Below are 21931 nucleotides of genomic sequence, written 5' to 3'. Positions count from 1 at the left end.
ACGACGAATCCGAACCCCATGAACCGCTTCACGGAATTCTACCGCATCAGTCCCCCGGCCCCGGCCCGCGAGATGGATGCCGACGCGCGCTCGAAATACTACCGCCGCCTGCGTTTGCAGGCATTCGCGGCGGCGACGCTCGGATACAGTCTCTACTATGTCTGCCGCACGAGTCTCAATGTCATGAAGAAACCCATTCTCGACAGCGGAGCGCTCGATGCATCCCAACTGGGAGTGATCGGATCGGCACTCCTGTTCGCCTATGCCGTCGGGAAATTCGTAAACGGATTCATTGCCGACTACTGCAACATCAAACGCTTCATGGCCACGGGACTCATCCTCTCGGCGGCGGTGAACGCCCTGATGGGACTGCTGGGGCTGGCGCATTCCGTAATTCCCACGGCAGTGATATTCGTGACGTTCGCCGTGATGTGGGGGATCAACGGCTGGGCACAATCCATGGGAGCGCCCCCGGCCATCATATCCCTCTCGCGATGGTATCCCCTCCGGGAACGGGGAACCTACTACGGATTCTTCTCGGCGAGCCACAATCTCGGAGAATTCTTCTCATTCCTATTCGTGGGCTCCATCGTGACATTCGCAGGATGGCAGGCAGGATTCTTCGGATCGGCCGTGGCGGGAGCAATCGGTGTGGTGATCGTCCTCTGCTGGCTCCATGACACCCCGGAATCCAAAGGACTGCCGCCCGTAGAAGCCCTGGCCCACGAGAAACCAGCGCCGGGAGCGGACAAATCCGTACGGGAGATTCAAAAACAAGTGCTCCGCACCCCGGCGGTATGGGTGCTGGCGGCGGCGAGCGCGTTCATGTACATATCCCGCTATGCCATAAACGGATGGGGAGTGCTGTTCCTGCAAGAGGCCAAGGGATACTCGGATGTGGAGGCCATATCCGTGGTCTCGATAAACGCCCTGCTGGGAATACTCGGAACCGTGCTCTCGGGATGGTTCTCGGACAAACTCTTCAAGGGAGACCGAAAGATTCCCGCCCTGCTGTTCGGCATACTGAACTCCCTGGCCCTGGCGCTGTTCTTGTACGGAGGAAATGCCATGTGGGTGAATGTCCTCTCGATGGTCCTGTTCGGAATAGCCATCGGAGTGCTGATCTGTTTCCTCGGAGGACTCATGGCCGTGGACATCGTGCCGAGAAAGGCGACGGGGGCCGCGCTGGGAGTGGTGGGGATAGCCTCCTACTGTGCTGCGGGAATTCAGGATGTCGCGTCGGGATGGCTCATAGATGCGAACATTACCGTAACGGCAGATGGCGCCAAACACTACGACTTCGAACCTGTGGCCGTATTCTGGATTACAGCGTCAATAATATCGTTTCTGCTGCCGCTGATGAACCGAAAGAAACCGACCGAAGTATAACGAAAATGCCGGGAGCGCAGTTGTGAAACTGCGCTCCCGGCATTTTATGCGGAACCGTCAGAACAGGTGATAAGCGACCGTCAACCCCGCCATCACGATCGAAACCATCGACATCAACTTGATGAGGATATTGAGCGACGGCCCCGACGTATCCTTGAAAGGATCGCCCACGGTGTCGCCCACGACCGTAGCCTTGTGACTGTCGGAACCCTTGCCACCGAAATGACCCTCCTCGACCATCTTCTTGGCGTTGTCCCAGGCGCCGCCGGCGTTGGCCATGAAGACCGCCAGCACGAATCCCGAACTCAAACCGCCCACGAGCAACCCCATGACACCCGCCACGCCGAAGATCAGGCCGACGGCAACCGGAACGATGATGGCCAGCAAACTCGGGAACAACATCTCACGCTGCGCTCCGCGGGTCGAAATCTCGACGCAGCGGGCGTAGTCGGGAGTTCCCTCGCCCGTAAGGATGCCCTTGATCTCCCGGAACTGGCGGCGCACCTCCTCCACCATACTCTGAGCCGCACGGCCTACGGCGTTCATCGTCAGGCCGCAGAAGAGGAACGACATCATCGCGCCGATAAACACGCCGACCAGCACCGTGGGATTCATCAGCGAAACGCGGTAGTACTCCATGAAATCGAGGATCGAGGCGTCCTGAATGAAGCGCATCGACCCGTCGGACATTTCGAGCATCGTCACGCCGTTGTGCATCAGTCCGATGCGAATCTCCTCGACATACGAGGCCAGCAGCGCGAGGGCCGTCAGGGCCGCCGAACCGATGGCGAAGCCTTTGCCCGTGGCGGCCGTGGTGTTACCCAAAGCATCGAGGGCGTCGGTGCGCCTGCGAACCTCGGGGCCGAGACCGCTCATCTCGGCGTTGCCGCCCGCATTGTCGGCGATAGGACCGTAGGCGTCGGTGGCGAGGGTGATGCCCAGCGTCGAAAGCATGCCCACGGCGGCTATACCGATGCCGTAAAGTCCCAACGACATATTCTGCGGAGCCATCATGTTCTGCACGTCGAAGCCGATGGCGCAGAGATAGGCCAGAACGATCGCCGCACCGATGGTTATGACGGGAACGGCCGTGGAGATCATGCCCGAACCGATCCCGGCGATGATGACCGTGGCAGGTCCCGTCTGGGCGCTTCCGGCGATCTTCTGCGTCGGTTTGTAGGAGTGCGAGGTGAAATACTCCGTGGCCTGCCCGATGATGATGCCCGCCACGAGGCCCGTGATGACCGAGAAGGACAACCCCACCCAGTTCCCGATGCCCAGCAGGTAGAGGATGCCGAAGGTGGCGACAGCAATCAGCAGCGAACTGAAATTCACCCCCACGCCCAGCGAGTGCAGCAGTTCGCGCATCGTGGCCCCCTCCTTCGTGCGCACGAGGAAGATGCCGATGATCGAGAGCAGGATGCCCACTGCGGCGATCAGCATCGGTGCCAGCACGGCTTTCATCTGCAAGGCTTCGGAGCCGGCCGACGCAAAGGCCGCAGCGCCCAGCGCCGCCGTGGCCAGCACCGAGCCGCAATAGCTCTCGTAAAGGTCGGCGCCCATGCCGGCCACGTCGCCCACATTGTCGCCCACGTTGTCGGCGATGGTCGCGGGGTTGCGCGGATCATCCTCGGGGATGCCCGCCTCGACCTTGCCCACCAGATCGGCGCCCACATCGGCCGCCTTGGTGTAGATGCCGCCGCCGACACGTGCGAACAGGGCCTGCGTCGAGGCGCCCATGCCGAAAGTCAGCATCGTCGTCGTGATGACCACGAGTTTCTGCGGCCCTGCGGCATCGACAAACCAGGTCAGAATCACGTACCAGAACGAGATGTCCAGCAGTCCGAGACCCACGACCACCAAACCCATCACCGCGCCGCTGCGGAAAGCGACTTTCAGACCGCGGTCCAGCGACTGCCGTGCGGCATTGGCCGTGCGGGCCGAAGCGTAGGTGGCGGTTTTCATACCGAAGTAGCCGGCCAGTCCCGAGAAGAATCCGCCCGTGATGAAGGCGAAGGGCACCCAGCCGTTCTGCACCCCGGCTCCGTAGGCCAGGTAGGCGAAGAAGAGCGCCAGCACGACGAAGACGATGCCGACGACCTTGTACTGCTGACGCAGATAGGCCATGGCGCCCTTGCGCACGTGCCCGGCGATTTCACGCATGCGCTCCGTACCCTCGTCCTCGCGCTTCATCAGGCTGTAAAACAGCCAGGCGAAGGCCAGGGCGACGACGGATGCGGCAGGTACGATCCAGAAAATCGAAGGAATGTTCATATCGCAAAGTAGTTTGATTGGTTGGTTCCGTTTCAGTCGCAGTCAGAAACAAATATATAAAAATATCCCGACCGTAACAACGCCCGGGATACAAAAAGTGCCGGAACAGGCATCATTTCGTCTTTTTCGGGGTACGGAACTCCACGACGATCGGACGGTGGTCCGAAGCCTTGTCGGTAAAAGCGTCGTGAACGGTTTCGACCCGTTTCACGCCGTCCCAGATCCCGTCCGTGCAATAGATAAAATCAATGCGGGCCTTTCCGCCCGTGGTCGAGGGCACGAACTCCCCGGAAAACCAATCGCCGACGATGTCGTGGGAGTAGGCGCTGCGCACGAGATCGTGCACATCATAGTTGCGCGTGCCGTGAAACGGTTTGTCGAGCGGCGAATGCGAATTGAAATCGCCCATCATCAGCCAGTGTTTCTCACCGGCGAATTTCGGATTGAGGATCGTGGCATCGAGAATCCGGCGCATCTCCTCCACGCGGAAAGCCTCGCCGCCGTTGTCCTTGCGGGTCTTGTCGCCCATCGAATAGCGCTGCGGCCAAAGGTGCAGCACGACATAATTGACGCCGTTGATCTTCACGTGCAGGGCGCCGTGGGAAAGCCCCTCGCCGATGCGCTGCACCACCTCGATCGGGTATTTCGAGGTGAAGGCCACGGGATAGTTGTCCTGATAGGGGCCTATCGCGGTATAGGGATGCCCCCAGCGTTCGGCCAGCAGGTGCAGGCTGTCGGGCAGGTAGCGCGGCATCTGCTCCTTGCTGACGGTCTTTTTGTGCTCGTTCCAATGCGTCGCGCCTTCGCAGATGGCGAAAACATCGGGGTCCTGCGTCCGGACCCACGCGACGAAGCGGTCGTAACGGTTATACTGGTCGTACCACATGCCGTCGGCGATGTTGTAGTCCATCAGGCGCACCGTCTGCGCCTTTTTCTTTCCGGGCCGGGCGCCCTGCACGGCCGGGGCGGCCGCAAAAACGCCCGCCAGCAACAGCAGGGCTGCGAATCTCAGATTGCGTGTCATCATATTGCAGGATTTTGAGTTGAATGGTCGGAATTTCCGTTGATGCCGATCAGCTGCACCCGTTGTTCCAGATCGCCGACCTCCGGACGCACGTGGCGCTGGACGAAGGAGCGGTAATTATAGACCGTGCGGATCGAACAATGCAGCAAGGCGGCGATGGTCGCCGTATCGGCAATGCCCAGACGGATCAGCGCATAAATACGCAGAACGGTGGTGAGCTCCCCGTCGCGGCGCCCCTCCGTGCAGGCTTCGGCGTCCAGCAAAGCGTTCATCTCGTCGATGAAGGAGGGGAAAAGCCCCAGAAAAGTCTTGTCGAAAAGAGCGTAGAACTCCTTCAGTTCGTCGTTGCGGATATTACTGCGGGCATACTCGCGGCGAAGCTCCGCGATCCGGTCGTCGCGCAACATTTTATTGACATGCTGATAGGTGGCCGAGAGCTTGTTGATGTATTCCGAGATGGTTTGCAGGAATCCGCCGATATAGACCTCCTTGATCCGGTTGGCATCGGCGATGCGGATGTTCTGGCAGCTCAGCCGGCCGTTCGTTTCGCGCAGGCTCCGGGCCAGTTCGTTCAACTTGTCGTTCGACTCGCGGAGAGTCTGTTGCACGGCGAAAAGCCGCCGGTTCTGGGACAGCACGTACAGCCCCGCGGCAGCGGCGGATACGAAGAACAGCAGCACGACGCATATCAGCACGATATACATCGTGTGCAACCGGGCGTTGCGCTCGCTGTACGCCGACTCGATCTGCGGAAGGATGGCCATGTCACGCCACGAACGGCTCGGAGAGTTGAAAAAGCGCGTATCGTTGATCGCCACACGGATATAGTTCATGGCCCGCTCGACATCCCCCCGATCGAGAAGTTTTTCGGAAACGGCGCACAACGAGCCGTGATCGCGCACCGCCGACTGAATATCGGCCAGGGCCGAACACACGAACCACGCCAATTCACGATCGGGACGGCCCGCCCTTCGTTCGAGCTGCGCCTTGTGGTTGGCCGCCTTCGCGTACTCGTGCGAATCGGACGGCAGGGAGATCAGCAGACTGTCGCACAGAGCCGTCGCCTCGGGCCAGTCTTCCCGAAGAATCGCATCCATATAACCGTAGTAAAGCCGCGTGAAGGTGTCCTCGCCGATCTCCGCCGCACGCCGTGCGTAATAATGTTCGCGCAGGCGGAAGACATCGCGCCGCGCCCCGGGCTCGGTCAGGTAGCAGAGTTCCCGGTTCTTGCGGTGCTGAGCCACATAATACGACTGCAAGGCCCGGCGGCTGACGCTCACCGTATCGGAAATGGCGTTCAGTATCTCCTCGGCCTCGTAAAAACGGCCTCCCAGACTGTAACACAGCGCGATCGAGGAACGGGCGCGCATGGTCAGATCGTTATCGCCGATCCGTTCGGCCAGTTCAAGGCCCCGCCGGAAGTAGAGCAGCGAGGAGTCGCTCTGATAGGAACTGTAAATGTCGGCGAGCTGTTCGGTCAGGTCGAAACACGTGCGCAGCGGAAGTTCTTCGCGGCCCAGTTCGTTTTTGAGCGAGTCGATACGGACTTCGCGCCGGGCGGCATACTCCCCGCTATGGGCGATCGCCCGGTCGAGCCGGCGGAACAACTCCTGCAATCCGGCTTCGTCGTTACCGAAAACCGGAAACGCCGATAAGGCGGAGAGCAAGATTGCAGCGAATGGGATTATTTTCATTTCAGGTTTCGGTTTAGCACAAAACTAATACTTAAATAATATAAAAACAAATTACAAATCCGTACCATATGTTACAAAAGCATTAAAAAGCAAAACAATACAGTTTCCCGATTTACATAATGCACCACGGTGCAAAACAGCAATCGCCTGACATCGAATACATTAACATTTACAATCATTTACAATTTCCGATCGGGGGCTTTCCGCGAATTTAGAAAGGCGTATCTTTGTAATGAAAAATTTCCGACATCTGCCCTAAAATTACAAAAAAAATTCAGAATCGATTCAGAACAATTAACCTTAAAACACTATGAGAACAATTCTACCCCGGAAAATCCCCAAAAGGAGCGTCACATCGCCGATCGCGGTCCTGCTGCTGACCGCCGCGATCCCGCTGGGCACCGCCTGCGACGATGACAAGGACTACTCCCGCAGGGAATACATCGAATGGTCGGACACTCCGGAATTCGACAGGAAACCCGACATCCTCCATTTTTCCGTCAACGGTTCGCCGGAGAACGGCTGCAATGCAATCTACGTCAGGACGAACGTACCCTTCACCGCGACCGTGGAGTTCGAAGAGGACGAAGACAACGGGGAAGCGGCGGCCCCCGCCTGGCTCGAACTGGTGAAGATCGAACACGACTACCTGCCGGGCATCTCCCGCCTGCTCTGCAAGGCGGCCCCGCATCCCGGCACCTATAAGGAAAGAAAAGGCTGCATCTCGCTGCACACCGAGGTCGAATACCTGAACGATTTCATTCCGATCGTACAGGGATTCCCGGCCCGCGTCGAAGGCGATTTCGACTGGCTGAAATACGGCTCGGCCAACCCGCTGGAAACCCGCGGCGAAACGGCGATCTCCGGCTGGACCGCCGAACAGAAAGACAAAGGCTGGGAATCGACCCCCGCCGAAGAGGAGGGCACGGCCCACTGTTACGGCAAAAACGGCTACGTCAGGCTGGGCGACGACCTCGGACACGGGGCCAACCTGCTGTCGCCCTACAAGCCGGAAATCCGGTCGGACACGGCGGTCCTGGTCCGGTTCAACGCCATAGCCTATGCGGCGGCCGACGGCACGAAAGACGCCAACGAACTGACCGTAACGGTCAAGGGCGGCGGGCAGTTCCTCGACGGTGCGACTTCGAAAAAACTCGTTCTGAATCATTTCGATCCCTCGGACGAAGAGCTGCCGGAGAGCATGTGGGAGAATTCCCGGCAGGAGTTCATCGTCGTCTCGCACCCCAAAAACACGTTCACGAGCAACACCCGCATCGAACTCATGGCCGGCGACTACGTCATGGAGTCGGGCAACACCCGCATCTTTATCGACGATTTCTACATTTTCAGGCTCCGGTGGTACGACTACGACGACCTTTTCGGGGGCCTGCCCTGGGAGCAGCAAAAGAACGAATCGGGGAAATAAAACCTAACCGCAACAGATACCATGAAAAACTTTTTTACCAAGCGTTTCAGTCCGATATGCGCCCTCGCGGTCTCCGTACTACTGCTCGGAGGGGGGGGGTGCAGCGACGATGATACCGAGCCGGTCGTAGGCTCGAAAGGCGGCAGCAGGACACTCTACGTCGCCAGCGACGCCGGCTCGCGCACCGTCCGGGTCAAAGCCAACAGCGCGTGGCAGGTGCGGCTTACGCCCGACACCCGACTCTGGGTCTCGATCGACGGAGCCGACAGCGGTGAAATGGACGGGGCGTTCACCGTCAGCTACAAAACCAACAACACGCTTCCGCGCAAAGGGACCGTCCTGATCGCCTCCGGCACGCAGCAGGCGATCGACACGGTGTACCTGATGCAGTACGGCACAGCCCCGCTCCTGCAATTCTCGGACGGGGACAGGCAGTTCTCGTCGGTGGGAACCATCGACTCCATTGCGATAGACACCAACATTCCCATCTCCAAATTCTCGAAAATCGCCCGTCAGGTCACATACGGAGAATCGGACACGGAGTGGATCGACAGCATCCGATACGCCGGGGATTACAAAAGTCTCCTGTTCAGAATCGCCGACAACACGGCGTTCGAGAGCCGTGAGGCCCGGATTCAGTTGCAGTTCGAGGACGACTGGGGCGGACAGCACCTGGCCTGCTGCACGATCCGGCAGGGCATTCCGGGCGGCACGAGCGACACCCGCGAGGTGACGTTCGCCGACCTGCGCAGTCTGATCGCGGAGGCCGAAGGCGAGATCACGATCGACGGCGACATCGCCGTGAGCGGCACGGTCGTAAGCGACCACACCTCGCCCAACATGGCCGGAAGTCCGATGCCGAAGGCCGCGACCAAACCCGACATGACCCTCAACGACCGCACGGCCTATCTGCAAAACGCCGACGCCTCGCTGGGTATCGCCCTCGTCACGACCGATGCCGGCCAAAACAACCTGAGCCGCTACGACAAACTCAAACTCTGGTGCAAAGGGCTGACGCTGACCAAGCGGAGCGACCCCGAGCGATACACGCTCCAAGGCGTGACGCAGGACCACATCATCACCAAATCGGCGGGAACAGCCGAAGAGGTGCCCGTCAAACGCCGTTTCATCGACCAGCTGACCGACGCCGACATCTACACCTTCGTGACGCTCAAACGCTGCCAGATGGCCGTCCGCACCCAGCGCTTCATGCCCGTGCACATCAACTACGTCAACAACTACAACATGTACTACCCTTCGGTCGTACTCGACCGTCACGGCGACATGATCCACCTGATGACCAACCACGGATGCGACTACCGGTTCCAGGAGATGCCCGACGGCGAAGGGACGATCTCCGGCATCATCGTGCACGAACCCTGCACCTTCTTCGTCAAGGACGGCGACATCGGCCGTTATCAGATCCGCAACGTAACGCGGCAGGACATCGCACTGGAGGAGTCGGACGCCAATGCCTTTTCGGCTATCGCGGTGGAGTGGTGCCCCGACGGCAAGGACGCCCGCGCCTATGCGTACCCCCAGTACCCGCATCCGGCGAACGAGGAGGGCAAAGCCCATTGCTGGCCCGCCTCGACCGGTTCCGGACTCTCGTTCCTGAGCCATTACGGATGGCTGGCGATCGGGTCCGCCTACCGCGCGAACTCGGCGAAGGAGGGAGAAACGCTCAACAGCGCCTCATGGGGCCATAAATTGCTGTGGGACACGGCGAACGGAACGGGATATTCGCTGCTGTTCGAATTCTCGACCCAGAACATCGAGTCGTCGCAGTGCTCCTTCGCCTTCACCTGCCGTTACCATTCGGCACAGGGCGGACTGCGCTACTGGACGGCGGAGTACTCGACCGACGGCGACACCTGGAAGCGGCTCGGCGATTTCACGGTGCCCGACGCCGGTAACTGGAGCAACATGCAGTTGGAACAGCTATCCGGCGACAAGAGCATCTGTCTGAACGTGCCCGCGGAGATACTGGGCCGGAGCGTGGCATGGATACGCCTGCGCCCCGTCAGCGACAAAATCGGTACCGCGACGACCTACGACAGCGCAACCATCGCGGCGAACGGCCAGGTGGCAAACGCCTTCACCGTCTCCTATGCCGCACTCCGTTACAACAAATAAACCCGCGAACGATATGAAAACATACGACATGACACACCACCTGCGCCGGCTGGTGTTCGGAGGTCTGCTGCTGGCTGCCGCCGCCCTGCTGCCGGGCTGCGAGGACGATCCCGCCGTTCCGGACGAGGAGATCTCGACCGACCCCGGAACGAGCGCAGAACCCGAAACCCTGCGGTTCATCAGCTACAATATTCTCGAAGGCATGAAGCTCGACAAACAACAGAATTTCGACAACTTCGCAGCCTGGGTGAGGGAGAAGGACCCCGACTTCATGGCCCTCTGCGAGTGCAACAACTTCACCGAGGAGTCGCTCACGGCCCTCGCCAACCGCTACGGGCATACCTACGCCATACTCTGCAAGGAGACGGGCTACCCGGTGGGACTGACCTCGAAATACCCCATCGAGCTGCGCAGCCGCATGCTCGAAGAGGTGCCTCTCTGGCACGGGGCGCTGCACCTGCGCATCAAGGACATCAATGTCGTGGTGCTGCACCTCTATCCGTTCGGAACCTATCCCAACGGCCAGGGCGCGGCAGGCTCGGGCGACGCATACCGCGATACGGAGATCAACTGCATACTCGACAACACCATCCGCCGCTATCCGGCGGAACCGCTGTGGCTGATGTCGGGCGACTTCAACTCCTACTCGCCCAAGGATGCCGACGTAATGCCCGCGAACACCTATTACGAAACCCATTCGACGGTGCTCCGAAGCGGATACGCCGATGCCCTGCGCGACCGCCACAGCCAGTTCTTCCGCTCCGTACCCACGGTTTACGGCGGATGGCCGGACGGCAACGGGCGGCGCATCGACTACATCTACGCCTCGCAGGCCGTGATGCGCGAAATAACCTGCTCGGAGATCATCTACGACGAGTTCACCGACATGCACTCGGATCACTATCCGGTCATGATCGAGTTCCGCCACTATCCCTCCGGGGAACAGACACCACAGGAGTCGCATTAAACAAACAATCCGCATGAAACAATATATCATCATTCTGATCCTGCTGGTTTCGGGAGCGCTGACGGCGACACCCGCCCTCGCGCAGAAAGCCGGGACCAAACACACCGTAACGGGCAAGGTTACGGACCAGAGCGGCGAACCGCTGATCGGCGCCACCGTGTTGGTGACGGGCACGACGATCGGAGCCAGTACCAACGCCGCAGGCGAATATACGATCCAGGTTCCCGAAGGGGCTTCGTTGACGTTCCAGTACATCGGCTACGAGCCCAAAACCGAAAAGGTCGGTTCGCGCACGAAGATCGACGTGAAACTCGAACAAAGCAAGCAGACCATCGACGAAGTGGTCGTGATCGGCTACGGCGCGGTGAAGAAGACCGACCTGACAGGCTCGGTGGCCAACGTCAAGATGAGCGACATCAAGGACGTTCCGGTGGTATCGGTCGATCAGGCGTTGCAGGGCCGTATCGCAGGCGCCGACATCATGGCCACGACCGGAGAACCCGGAGCCACGACCTCGATCCGCATCCGCGGAACGCGCTCGATCTCGGCATCGAACGAGCCGCTGATCATCGTTGACGGCATCATCGACGCCATCCACGACCTGAACGACATCAACTCGGCGGACATCGAGTCGATCTCGGTGCTCAAAGACGCTTCATCGACGGCCATCTACGGCGCACGCGGCTCGAACGGCGTCATCGTCATCACGACCAAGAAGGGCCGCGGCATCGACGGACGCCCCAGCATCACCTTCAAAACCGACCTGGGATTCTCGCAGCTCCCGCGCCGGCTCGACATCATGGACGCCACGGAGTTCGCCCGCTACCGTAACGACTACGCCTACCACTTCGCAGGCGCCGACAGCGGCGAGAAGCTCGAACCCGACTCGCCGATGTCGAAATATCCCTACCCCGATCCCGAAGCCAAAGGCAGGGGCACGAACTGGATCGACGAGATCACACGCACGGCGCTCTATCAGAACTACGACCTCTCCCTTTCGGGAGCCAGCCGAAAGGGCTCCTACTACGCCTCGATCGGCTACAACGAAACACAGGGCATCATCGACAACAGCGGGCTGAAACGCTATTCGGCACGCTTCAAGATCGACCACGAGTTCGCCAAATGGTTCAAGGCCGGACTGAATCTGAGCTACACCTACCGCGACCAGGACGAGAACCTGGCCACGATCGGCGGAACCAACTGGTGGAATGCGGCCGTCTTCCTCAGCCCGTTCCTCAACCCCTCGTCGAGCATGAACGACCTGTGGTACTCGGGCCAGAAATTCAACAACCCGCGCATCATGCTCGACCACTGCCTCAAGAACGCACGTCGCATATCGCTCACCAACAACGGATTCGTGGAATTCACGCCCGTCGAGGGGCTGAAGCTGCGCAGCCAGTTCACCTACTACTCCTACCAGCGCCACGGGCGTTACTACGAACCGGGCTACCTGCCCGCCAAGAAGGAGAACGAAGGCGGCTACGCTTCGCGCGACGAATACGACGACACGAGTTTCCTGAACGAAAACACGGTCTACTACGAAATCCGTCCCCGGAGCGGCCACAACTTCGATGTCCTGGCCGGCTACACCGCGCAGGTCAAATACGACAACAACCTGAGCATCACGGGCCGCGGCTATACGCTCGACGAACTGACCTGGAACAACATGGCCGCCGTTCCCGACAAGCAGAACACCTCGATCAGCACCAACCACAACGACTGGACCAAGATGTCGGTGCTCGGACGCCTGAACTACAACTACAAGGAGCGCTACTACGTCACGTTCACGGCCCGCTACGACGGCGCCTCGAACTTCGCGGCCAACAAGAAATGGGGGTTCTTCCCCTCGGCGGCCGTGCGGTGGAACATAGCCAACGAAAAGTTCCTGCAAAAGGCCGCATGGATCGACGAACTGGCCCTGCGCGCCAGCCTCGGACGCACCGGAAACGACGCCATCTCGGCCTACCGTTCGCTGGCCGCCGTGGGCAACTCGACGAGCGGCTATCTGCTGGGCGGCACGCAGCAGCTGGCGGTCTACCCGTCGCGCCTCGCATCGCCCGACCTGACGTGGGAGACCTCCGACCAATACACGCTCGGCGCCGACGTATCGCTCTTCGGGGGACGGCTCAACGTGACGGCCGACGCCTATCTGATCAAGACCCGCGACCTGCTGCTGACCGTGCAGGTGGCCTCGCAGACGGGTTACACCAACTATTTCGCCAACGCCGGACGCACCACCAACAAAGGCTGGGAACTTACGTTCGAAAGCCGCAACGTCGTCCGTCCGAAATTCCAGTGGTCAACGTCGCTGACCCTCTCGCGCAACAAGCAGATGGTGGACGACATCGCCTCGGAGGATTTCGTAACGGCCTACTCGTCGCCCTCGTCGTCGGGAACGACCTACATGATGTACGGTTACAGAAAGGGCTACACGCTCAACGCCCTCTGGGGATTCCGCTACGGCGGCGTATGGCACAACGAAGCGGAGGTGGAGCGCAACAAGATCACCAAAGCCTACGCTTCGGCCAGCGGGACCACGTTCAAACCCGGATACGCCCGGTATCAGGACATCAACCACGACGGCGTGCTGAACAACGACGACCTGGTCTACCTCGGATCGGCCGACCCGGACCTCTACGGCGGCATTCAGAACACGTTCAACATCCATAACTTCACGCTGGGCGTCTATTTCAACTACTCGATCGGCGGCAAGATCTACAACGTCGCGGAGCTCTGGATGGGCAACGGATCGCCCTACACCAACCAGTACCGCTACATGCAGAACGCCTGGCATCCGGTGCGCAACCCGGATTCGAATATCCCGATGGCCGGCAGCTACGACGCGCTTCCCAGCGACCGCATGGTGCACGACGCCTCGTACCTGCGACTGAAAAACATTTCAGCGAGCTACACTTTCGATCTGCGCAAGGCGACTAAAAACCGGCTGAAAGACATCCGGATAAGCGTCAGCGGCGAGAATCTCTATCTGTGGAAAAAGTACAACGGATTCGACCCCGATGTCTCAACGTCGAGCTCCAACTCGGCCCTGCGCCGAGTCGATATCGGAGCCTATCCCAAGCCCCGGACCATCATTTTCAGCCTCCAGATCAGATACTAATACCGTCAAAGAAGATGAGAACACACCGTTTCCTGAAAAAATACCTGCTGGCCGCGACGGCAACCGCCGCCCTGCTGTTCAGCGCGTGCGACCTGGACGAACACCCCACGTCGTTCGTAGGTCCCAAGGACTACTACAAGACCCGGGCGCAGTGTCTGGCGGGACTGAACGCCTGCTACATCCCGATCAACAGCATCTACGACTACTGCTTCCTGATCATGACCGAAGGCGTCACCGACCTGATGTACATCACCTCGGGAACCAAGGACGCCCAGCTCGACATATCGCCCGCAAAACCGCTCAACGGCGCGAAGATATGGACCCAATGCTACAAGGGCGTGATGTACTGCAATTCGACCATCGCCGCCATCGAGCGCTCGCCCCTGAGCGACATCGAGGAGGCGTCGGAGGCCGACAGGCAGCCGCTGCTGGCGGAAGGCATGGTGCTCCGCTCGTTCTACTACTGGCTGCTGACCTGCGTATTCGGCGACGTTCCCTTCTACACCAAAGAGGTAGCGGACAACAGCGTGATGATGGAGATCGCCCGCCTGGGCCGCATGCCGGCGAAGGATACCCGCGACTACCTGATCGACGAATTGAAGCGCTACGTGCCCTTCATGGACCAGGTGCGTTCGTCGGAGGTGGCGGACAACCGCATGGGCGCCGCGATGGGCTGGATGATGATCGCCAAGCTCGCGCAATGGAACCACCGCTGGGACGACGCCCTCGAAGCGCTCGGCGAACTGGAAAAGATCTACGGCGACCTGCAACAATATCCGCTCGAAGACATCATGTTCCGCAACAAGAACACCCCCGAGTCGATCTTCGAGGTGCAGCGCACCTACACCGCAGGCGGACTGGCCGTCACCACCAACGTGGCAGCCATCTGCACGCCGAGCCACAACGGCAAAGGCATTTACGACGGCGTGGAGATTCCCGAAATGGGTACGGGAATGACCACCTGGACCTCGATGCGTCCCAACAGCTATTTCTGCGACGGACTCCAGACCAAAAAGGGCAATGATAAACGCAAGACGCTGAACATGGCCTGGGAATACGACGGCAAACCGTTCAGCAACGTGGGAACCCGCCCGTGGCTGGGCCCGAAATTCTGGTGCCCGGGCATGCAGAACACCGCGGACTTCAACAACCAGAAAATCTTCCGCTACGCCGACGCCGTTCTGATGATGTCCGAATGCTACGCCGAGCAGGAGAACATCGACGAGTCAATCCGCTACCTGAACATGGTCAAGGAGCGCGCCGGACTCGCACCCTACACCTTCAAGAACATAGAGTCGCTGATGGAGGAGATCCAGAAGGAGCGGGGCCGCGAACTGCTGGGCGAGTTCCAGCGCAAGTTCGACCTCGTGCGCTGGGGAATCTGGTATCAGATGACCTACGACTACACCAATTACAGCACGCTGAAAGAGAACATGCTTCCCTGCCACGAATACTATCCGATCCCCGACAAGGAGGTCGTCTATTCGGGCGGCGCGCTCGACAACAAAGCCTACAACGAATACGGCATGTAGCTTCCGGAACGAATAAAACACGACAACGATGAAAAACAGCCTTACAGACAGCATCAACAAAACGTGGCGCACGGACATCCTGCCCCTCGTCACGGCACTGCTCCTGCTGACCGGATGCGAGATGGATTCGGACATGGACCTCCCGCTGAACGTGGACTCCAACGCATATACGCTGACGGCGGAAGCCGGCTCCACTCAGGTACGGATCTACTCCACCGGAGAGTGGTCGGTCCGTCTGTCGGAAGATGTGGACTGGGCCACGATCAACCGCCTGAACGGTTCGGGCAACACCCCCGTCCTGTTCAAATACTCGGCCAACTACGGCGTGCTGCGCGCCGTGGAGATCATCTTCACCCGCGGCGGACGGGAACAGACGATCCGCATGACGCAGGAGGGGAAAGACCCGGTCCTGACGCTCGACGAGAGCCGCATCGAGCTGTTCAGCAATCCGTGGAACCTCCGCATCGGGCTGGAGAACAACCTCAAGGAGAATTACAGACAGATCCGGGATTCGATCGCCTATTCGGTCATTCCCGACGAGGACGACGACGAAACGCCCGAGCCCGACCAGGAGTGGATCGAGAATCTGGAGATCGGCACCGATGCCGTCACGTTCAGCACATTGGAGAACACCTCGCCGCGCAAGCGTCAGGCCGCGATCACGCTGACCTACACCGATGCCAGAGAGAAGAAACACACCGTCACGCTGACCGTCACGCAATCGACCGAAAAGGCGTATATGACCTTTTCGCCCGACCGCGTCAAGACCACACGCAAAGCCTCGACCGTCAAGAGCGAGGTGAAGCACAATCTGGGAAGCCTGATCGCCGGCGTGGTCTGCACCGCCAGCTACGAGGGAGCGTCGGCCGACTGGATCGAGAACATCGCGCTCGAAGACAAAGTGCTGTCATTCGACGTGAAGGAGAACGATTCGGGAGGTCCGCGCAGCGCTTCCATCAGTTTCTCACTTCCCGACGAATCGCTGGGAAATCTCGTCCCGGCCGAACCGTTCGTCGTAGAGCAGACCTACGAAGCCGACTACCGCACGCTGATTCAGGGCGAAAGCGGACAGGTGACGATCAACGACCCCGGAGCTTTCTTCGAGGGCATCGTGATCAGCGACAAGGACAACGCCAACGTGGAAACCACCCCCAACTCGGCGCCCAACGCCACCGACTACACGGTAAACGCCAAGACGGCTTACGTACAGATGCTCGACGGCAGCTACGGCTACCGCCTGCAATTCAACTCGGCGGCGGACAACACGCTGGCACGCTATTCGACCGTGAAGATCGCTCTCGACGGCCTGACCCTCACCAAGGAGGCCGATCCCGAACGCTATACGCTCAGCGGACTTACGGCCGCCGACATCGTCGGGCAGACGCCCGGCACGGCGAGCGACCTCGTCCGCAAGGAGAAGCCGATCGGCCAGCTTACCGACGAGGATGTCTATACCTACGTTTCGCTCAAGGAGGTCGAGTTCGCTCTGCCCGACGGCAGCTACACGAACGTCAACGAAGGCTATTTCGGAACGGCGAACCACACCAGCTGCGTACCCCGCACGCTCTACGACAAGGACGGCAATACGATCTCGATGCTGATCAACAACAAGACCCCGTGGCGGCGCGACGGAAGCGGCATGCCCAAAGGCAAAGGCTCGCTGAGCGGCGTCATCGTCCACGACCTGCAACCCCGCTACGGCTATACGAACGAGGGATACATCGGCCGCTATTCGGTCCGCGTGCTCGAAAAGGAGGAGATCGGACTCGCCGCATCGGAGGCTTCCTCCAACCGCAAAACGCTCGTGGAGTGGAACTGGAACGACGCCGAAGTCAAGACCAACACCGACGGCACGATCGCCCCGGATCTGGGCAGCGGCTCGCTCTGGTGCACCGACCCCGCAGCCACTCACGCGCTGGACAACGAGTACAACGGACTCACGACGGGCGCCGGACTGAACAGCAAGAACGCCCTGAAATTCGAAAACACCTACTGGTGGAACTTCGACGAAAACACGGGATATGCCGTAGCGCTGAAATTCTCGACCGCAGGCGCAGGAGAGAAACTCTCGCTCAACTTCACCAACTCGCAGGGCAACGCAGGAGCCACGAGCATCCACGGCCCGGTATACTGGCAGGTGGAGTATTCGACCGACGGCACGAACTTCACCGTACTGCCCGAATCGGGCTTCTGCGCCCGTCCGTTCGTCTTCTGGTCGGCGACTATGACCTATTGCGCGACGCCGGGCTATGCCGACCGCGTATTCATCCTGCCGGACGCCCTGCGCAACCAGCCGGAGGTCACGCTGCTGATCAAGGCCCGGACCGCACAGTGCATCGCCTCGAACACCGCCACGGTGGCCGAGGGCGACACGGGCGCGATAACCTCCGACATGCCGGCAAACAAACGTTCGCCGATGCGTTTCGGAACCATAGCCGTAAAGAGTAACAAATAAATCCGAACACGATGGAACAGATAAAATCACTGTACCGAATAGTGCTGCTCCCGCTGCTGGGAGGAGCGATGCTCGCAGCCTGCGAAAAGGACAACGGCGAAGAAACCCGCGTCTCCGAATTCGGGCCCGTACAAAAGGAGTACGTCACCGATTGGAAGAGCGGCACGGGTTCCGTATCCGTGCTCTCCAACCAACCCTACGACATCGCGCTGATCGACCCTGACAACGGATGGCTCGAAATCGACACCGAAGGCCGCGGAACGCATTTCACCGGCGACGACAAGTTCGGCATCCGCTTCGACACCAACGACGGATTCCCGCGCATGGAAGGCATCCGGCTCTGGACCCGCGACCGGGCCGACACCGTCTACATCAAACAGGAGGGCTTCACCAACCCGGAACTGAACTTCTCGACCCGGAGCATCACGGTCCTCGGCGACGGAGGACAGGCAACGGCCCAGCTCACCACGAACCTCGAACTGGAAGACCTGCAACAGCAGATCGTCTACACGAGCGACGACGAAGGCGGCTGGATACGGGACCTCGACATCAGCAACGGATTCCTGATCCTCCAAACCGACCCCAACTCCGATCCCGAAGCGCTGCGCAATGCGCGCATCACCCTCAGCTACCGCGACGGCTGGAACCGGACCACCTCTTCGACGGTCTACATCACGCAGGCCAACGCCAAGAATGAATTCGGCCGCGAAATCTCGTTCGGCGAGGTGCGCGACATGCCGGGCGTCGTGAACCGCGACATCTTTATCGAAGGTCGCATCATCAGCGACATCGGCAACGGCAACAACGGCGAGAACCCGATGAAAACCCAAACGTCGATCGACTATACGGAGACCTATCGCACGGCCTACATCCAGAGCCTCGACGGATCGCAGGGCTTCATGATAAAGACCGTGACCGAAGACGACAACATCTTCGAGCGTTACAGCAAGGTCCGCATCCTGCTCAAAGGCTCCACGGTAAAGCAGGAGGTAGACCCCGACCGTTACATCCTCGAAAACATCACCTCGGCGATGGTCATGTCCTCGGTCTCGGGATCGGCCTCCGACATCCCGCAGAAACAAAAATATTACGACGAGCTGACCGATCAGGACATCTACACCTGGGTGACGCTGCTCGACTGCGAGCTTCCCGTGCGCAAAGGCAGTCTGACCCCGATCAACGAAGGCTACGCCCGCAGCACCGGAGCCAACCGCGAAACGAAATACCCGATGCTGGTGCGCGACAGGAAGGGCAGCAGTTTCTACATGCTGACCAACACCACCTGCAAATACCGCCGCGACGGGCAGATGCTGCCCTACGGTTCGGGAAATATCTCGGGAGTCGTGGTGCACGAAACCCATGACCGTTTCGTCTGGAACGGCGAGCAGGGCGCCGGCGACATCGGACGCTACCAGATCCGCCACCTCACCCGCGAGGACATAGCCCTGGAAAAGGATTTCTCGAACAGTTTCTCGGCCCTGCTGACCGAATACCGTTACGGAAAACTTGAAAGCAAGATTTTCCGGCCCACGACCGGCGACAACGGCTATCTGACCTTTACGCATCCCGACGAGACTTCGGGCAACGCCGGCTGGGGGACAAGCGATCCGAGTTACCTCGGGCCCGTCGGCAACGACTATAACCTCGACAAAGAAGGGCCCACCGCCGGTGCCCATACCGGCAATGTCAACGGAAACGGCGTCATCGAAAACGGGGTGCAGATGTGCACGAGCGCGGGCACCAATACCGACGGCAAAGGCAACGTGTCGAGCGAGGATTTCTCGGCCTGGACCAACAAATGCCAATGGTGGAACACCGAAACCGACCGCAGCGAAGCCTGGCTGCTCCACGTCTCGACCGAAGGCGTCACGACCGACGTACTCTCGATGCAGATAGCCATACAGAACCGCACAATCGGAGGCCCCCGCTACATCAAGGTGGATTGGTCGGAGCACGGCGACAACAACCGCGACGACTGGAACCGGATCACCGAATTCCAGGTTCCCGACATCGTGAACTGGTCGCTGACCCAGTTCTGGCAATGCGCCGGCTACAAATACATCGACATTCCCCTGCCGCTCGAAATGCTCGGCAAGAACGACATATGCATCCGATTCTCGGCCGCAAACAAGAAAGCCGGATCAGTCGAGGAATTTGATGCGGAAACCATCGGTACGGGAGAGATCGCATTCTCCTACATCGGCATTCGCTACAACAAATAAACGACACGGAAAGCCCCGTCTGCACGGCGTCGCAGACGGGCGCTTTTAACCCCGCAACTCCGAATACAACTGTGAAACACATTTTTCTGGCATTCATCCTCGCGGCCTGGGCTCTGCCGGGCCATGCCTCCTGCAACGACCGTATCGCGGTCGTTCCCCGCCCCGCCTCAGTCACCGAATCGAAAGGATCGTTCCGCATGACCGGACGAACACCCGTCGTCCTGACGGATGAACGGCTGCGCGGTCCCGCCGAGATTTTCGCCCGCGCCGTCGGAACCCTTACGGGAACCGCACCGGCCGTCACGACCCGAACAGCGAAAAACGCCGTAACGCTGCGGCTGGCTCCCGGATTCGACACCGAAGAGTATCTGCTGGAAGTCACGAAAAGAGGCGTCGCAGTCACGGCATCGACCCCGCAGGCGGTACTGCACGGGCTCCGGAGCCTTCAGCAGCTGATCGGCGACGGAGAGATCCCGGCCTGCATCATCCGCGACAAACCCGTGTTCGCCTACCGCGGAGCCATGCTCGACGTATGCCGCCACTTCTTCCCGGTGGAGGACATCAAGACCTACATCGACATCCTCTCCCTGCACAAGATCAATAAATTCCACTGGCATCTGACCGACGACCAGGGATGGCGCATCGAGATCCGGAAATATCCCCGGCTGACGGAGATCGGCTCCAAACGCAGCGAAACCCTCGTCGGACGCTACGACAAAAACCGGAAAGGCGTGTACGACGGCAAGCCTTACGGCGGCTTCTACACGCAGGACGACATCCGCGAAATCGTGCGCTACGCCGCCGAGCGTCATATCGAAGTGATTCCCGAGATCGAAATGCCCGGACACGGACTGGCGGCGCTGACCTCCTATCCGTGGCTCGGATGCACGGGAGGTCCCTACTCCGTATGGACCCACTGGGGAATCAGCGACGACGTTTACTGCGCCGGCAAGGAGACGACATTCGAATTCGTCGAGGAGGTGCTTTCGGAAGTGCTCGACCTCTTTCCCTCGAAACTGATCCACATCGGCGGCGACGAGTGTCCCAAAAGCCGCTGGAAAGCGTGTCCGCACTGCCAGCAGCGCATCCGCGAGGAGGGGCTCAAAGACGAATACGAACTGCAAAGCTACTTCATCCGCCGGATCGAACGGTGGATGCACACCCGCGGCCGCGAGATCATCGGCTGGGACGAGATACTCCAGGGCGGCGTCTCGAAAACCGCGATCATCATGTCATGGAACGGCAAGGAACCGGGCATCAAAGCCGCACGGCAGGGAAATCCGGTCATCATGGTCCCCAAATGGCACTGCTATTTCGATTACAGCCAAACGTCCGATCCCGACCGCTACGAACCGCTGGGCAATCCCCGCTACGTCCCGGTGCGGCAGGTCTACCGCCTCGAACCCTGCGACCAGCTCGCGCTGCCCGACCAGAAGCGGATCATGGGCGTGCAATGCAATCTCTGGACGGAGTACATCGGCGATATCGGACATGCACAGCACATGGTACTGCCGCGCATGGCGGCTCTCTCGGAGATCGGCTGGGCCTGCGACCGCAAGGACTACAACGACTTCGTAAGACGGGTTCCCGCGCTGGTCCGCATCTACGAAGCGGAAGGCTACCGCTATGCCCCCTATCTGTTCGAAGGCATCGAATAACGGCCGCCGCATATTGAAGAACACCCCGCAGGTTTC

General features: G+C 59.9%; 12 protein-coding genes. 9 read left to right on the top strand and 3 right to left on the bottom strand.

The window, feature by feature from the left end; genetic code table 11:
- Positions 1-18: 18 nt before the first annotated feature.
- Positions 19-1389: an MFS transporter gene (locus NQ519_RS14295; RefSeq protein WP_019150479.1), complete on the top strand. Its 1371-nt coding sequence runs from the start codon at positions 19-21 to the stop codon at positions 1387-1389.
- Positions 1390-1446: 57 nt separating this feature from the next.
- Here NQ519_RS14295 and NQ519_RS14290 read toward each other — a convergent pair whose 3' ends face one another.
- The 3 genes from NQ519_RS14290 to NQ519_RS14280 all read right to left on the bottom strand — a co-directional run bounded on the left by NQ519_RS14290 (position 1447) and on the right by NQ519_RS14280 (position 6381).
- On the bottom strand, positions 1447-3663 hold the full coding sequence (locus NQ519_RS14290) for a sodium-translocating pyrophosphatase (protein WP_019150480.1): 2217 nt from the start codon (positions 3661-3663) through the stop codon (positions 1447-1449).
- 112 nt (positions 3664-3775) lie between these two features.
- Complete coding sequence (locus tag NQ519_RS14285) at positions 3776-4687, bottom strand: endonuclease/exonuclease/phosphatase family protein (RefSeq protein WP_161603976.1); 912 nt, start codon at positions 4685-4687, stop codon at positions 3776-3778.
- Complete coding sequence (locus NQ519_RS14280; protein WP_044118614.1) at positions 4687-6381, bottom strand: DUF6377 domain-containing protein; 1695 nt, start codon at positions 6379-6381, stop codon at positions 4687-4689. The genes NQ519_RS14285 and NQ519_RS14280 overlap by 1 nt, the downstream gene beginning before the upstream one ends.
- A 310-nt stretch (positions 6382-6691) precedes the next feature.
- On the opposite strand from NQ519_RS14280, the gene NQ519_RS14275 reads away from it, so the two are divergent.
- From NQ519_RS14275 to NQ519_RS14240, 8 genes are all read left to right on the top strand, one after another.
- Positions 6692-7807, top strand: coding sequence for a hypothetical protein (locus NQ519_RS14275; protein ID WP_019150483.1), 1116 nt, complete (start codon positions 6692-6694; stop codon positions 7805-7807).
- Positions 7808-7828: 21 nt separating this feature from the next.
- Positions 7829-9943, top strand: coding sequence for a DUF5689 domain-containing protein (locus tag NQ519_RS14270; RefSeq protein ID WP_227901085.1), 2115 nt, complete (start codon positions 7829-7831; stop codon positions 9941-9943).
- Between the two features lie 13 nt (positions 9944-9956).
- A complete protein-coding gene (locus NQ519_RS14265; protein WP_019150485.1) occupies positions 9957-10910 on the top strand; it encodes an endonuclease/exonuclease/phosphatase family protein in 954 nt (317 codons plus the stop codon).
- 13 nt (positions 10911-10923) lie between these two features.
- A complete protein-coding gene (locus NQ519_RS14260; RefSeq protein ID WP_019150486.1) occupies positions 10924-14028 on the top strand; it encodes a SusC/RagA family TonB-linked outer membrane protein in 3105 nt (1034 codons plus the stop codon).
- Between the two features lie 14 nt (positions 14029-14042).
- The gene (locus NQ519_RS14255) at positions 14043-15560 is read left to right on the top strand and encodes a RagB/SusD family nutrient uptake outer membrane protein (RefSeq protein WP_019150487.1); all 1518 of its coding nucleotides are present in this window, start codon (positions 14043-14045) and stop codon (positions 15558-15560) included.
- A 28-nt stretch (positions 15561-15588) separates the two neighbouring features.
- Entirely contained in the window at positions 15589-18015 is a 2427-nt protein-coding gene (locus NQ519_RS14250) for a BACON domain-containing protein (RefSeq protein WP_019150488.1), read from the top strand.
- An 11-nt stretch (positions 18016-18026) separates the two neighbouring features.
- Entirely contained in the window at positions 18027-20237 is a 2211-nt protein-coding gene (locus NQ519_RS14245) for a hypothetical protein (protein ID WP_026076464.1), read from the top strand.
- Positions 20238-20308: 71 nt separating this feature from the next.
- Complete coding sequence (locus NQ519_RS14240; RefSeq protein ID WP_019150490.1) at positions 20309-21895, top strand: beta-N-acetylhexosaminidase; 1587 nt, start codon at positions 20309-20311, stop codon at positions 21893-21895.
- Positions 21896-21931: the final 36 nt, after the last annotated feature.

Origin of the sequence: Alistipes senegalensis JC50 (assembly GCF_025145645.1) — a bacterium.
GTDB classification, from domain to species: domain Bacteria; phylum Bacteroidota; class Bacteroidia; order Bacteroidales; family Rikenellaceae; genus Alistipes; species Alistipes senegalensis.
The sequence above is the reverse complement of the archived record's forward strand: the minus strand, read 5'-3'. Positions and strand labels throughout refer to the sequence as shown.

What these genes read in the sequence shown, in the direction of transcription:
- NQ519_RS14285 (WP_161603976.1), bottom strand. Translation starts at nt 4,687, where the DNA reads ATGACACGCAATCTGAGATTCGCAGCCCTGCTGTTGCTGGCGGGCGTT.
- NQ519_RS14260 (WP_019150486.1), top strand. Translation starts at nt 10,924, where the DNA reads ATGAAACAATATATCATCATTCTGATCCTGCTGGTTTCGGGAGCGCTG.
- NQ519_RS14280 (WP_044118614.1), bottom strand. Translation starts at nt 6,381, where the DNA reads ATGAAAATAATCCCATTCGCTGCAATCTTGCTCTCCGCCTTATCGGCG.
- NQ519_RS14245 (WP_026076464.1), top strand. Translation starts at nt 18,027, where the DNA reads ATGGAACAGATAAAATCACTGTACCGAATAGTGCTGCTCCCGCTGCTG.
- NQ519_RS14270 (WP_227901085.1), top strand. Translation starts at nt 7,829, where the DNA reads ATGAAAAACTTTTTTACCAAGCGTTTCAGTCCGATATGCGCCCTCGCG.
- NQ519_RS14295 (WP_019150479.1), top strand. Translation starts at nt 19, where the DNA reads ATGAACCGCTTCACGGAATTCTACCGCATCAGTCCCCCGGCCCCGGCC.
- NQ519_RS14250 (WP_019150488.1), top strand. Translation starts at nt 15,589, where the DNA reads ATGAAAAACAGCCTTACAGACAGCATCAACAAAACGTGGCGCACGGAC.
- NQ519_RS14265 (WP_019150485.1), top strand. Translation starts at nt 9,957, where the DNA reads ATGAAAACATACGACATGACACACCACCTGCGCCGGCTGGTGTTCGGA.
- NQ519_RS14290 (WP_019150480.1), bottom strand. Translation starts at nt 3,663, where the DNA reads ATGAACATTCCTTCGATTTTCTGGATCGTACCTGCCGCATCCGTCGTC.
- NQ519_RS14275 (WP_019150483.1), top strand. Translation starts at nt 6,692, where the DNA reads ATGAGAACAATTCTACCCCGGAAAATCCCCAAAAGGAGCGTCACATCG.
- NQ519_RS14255 (WP_019150487.1), top strand. Translation starts at nt 14,043, where the DNA reads ATGAGAACACACCGTTTCCTGAAAAAATACCTGCTGGCCGCGACGGCA.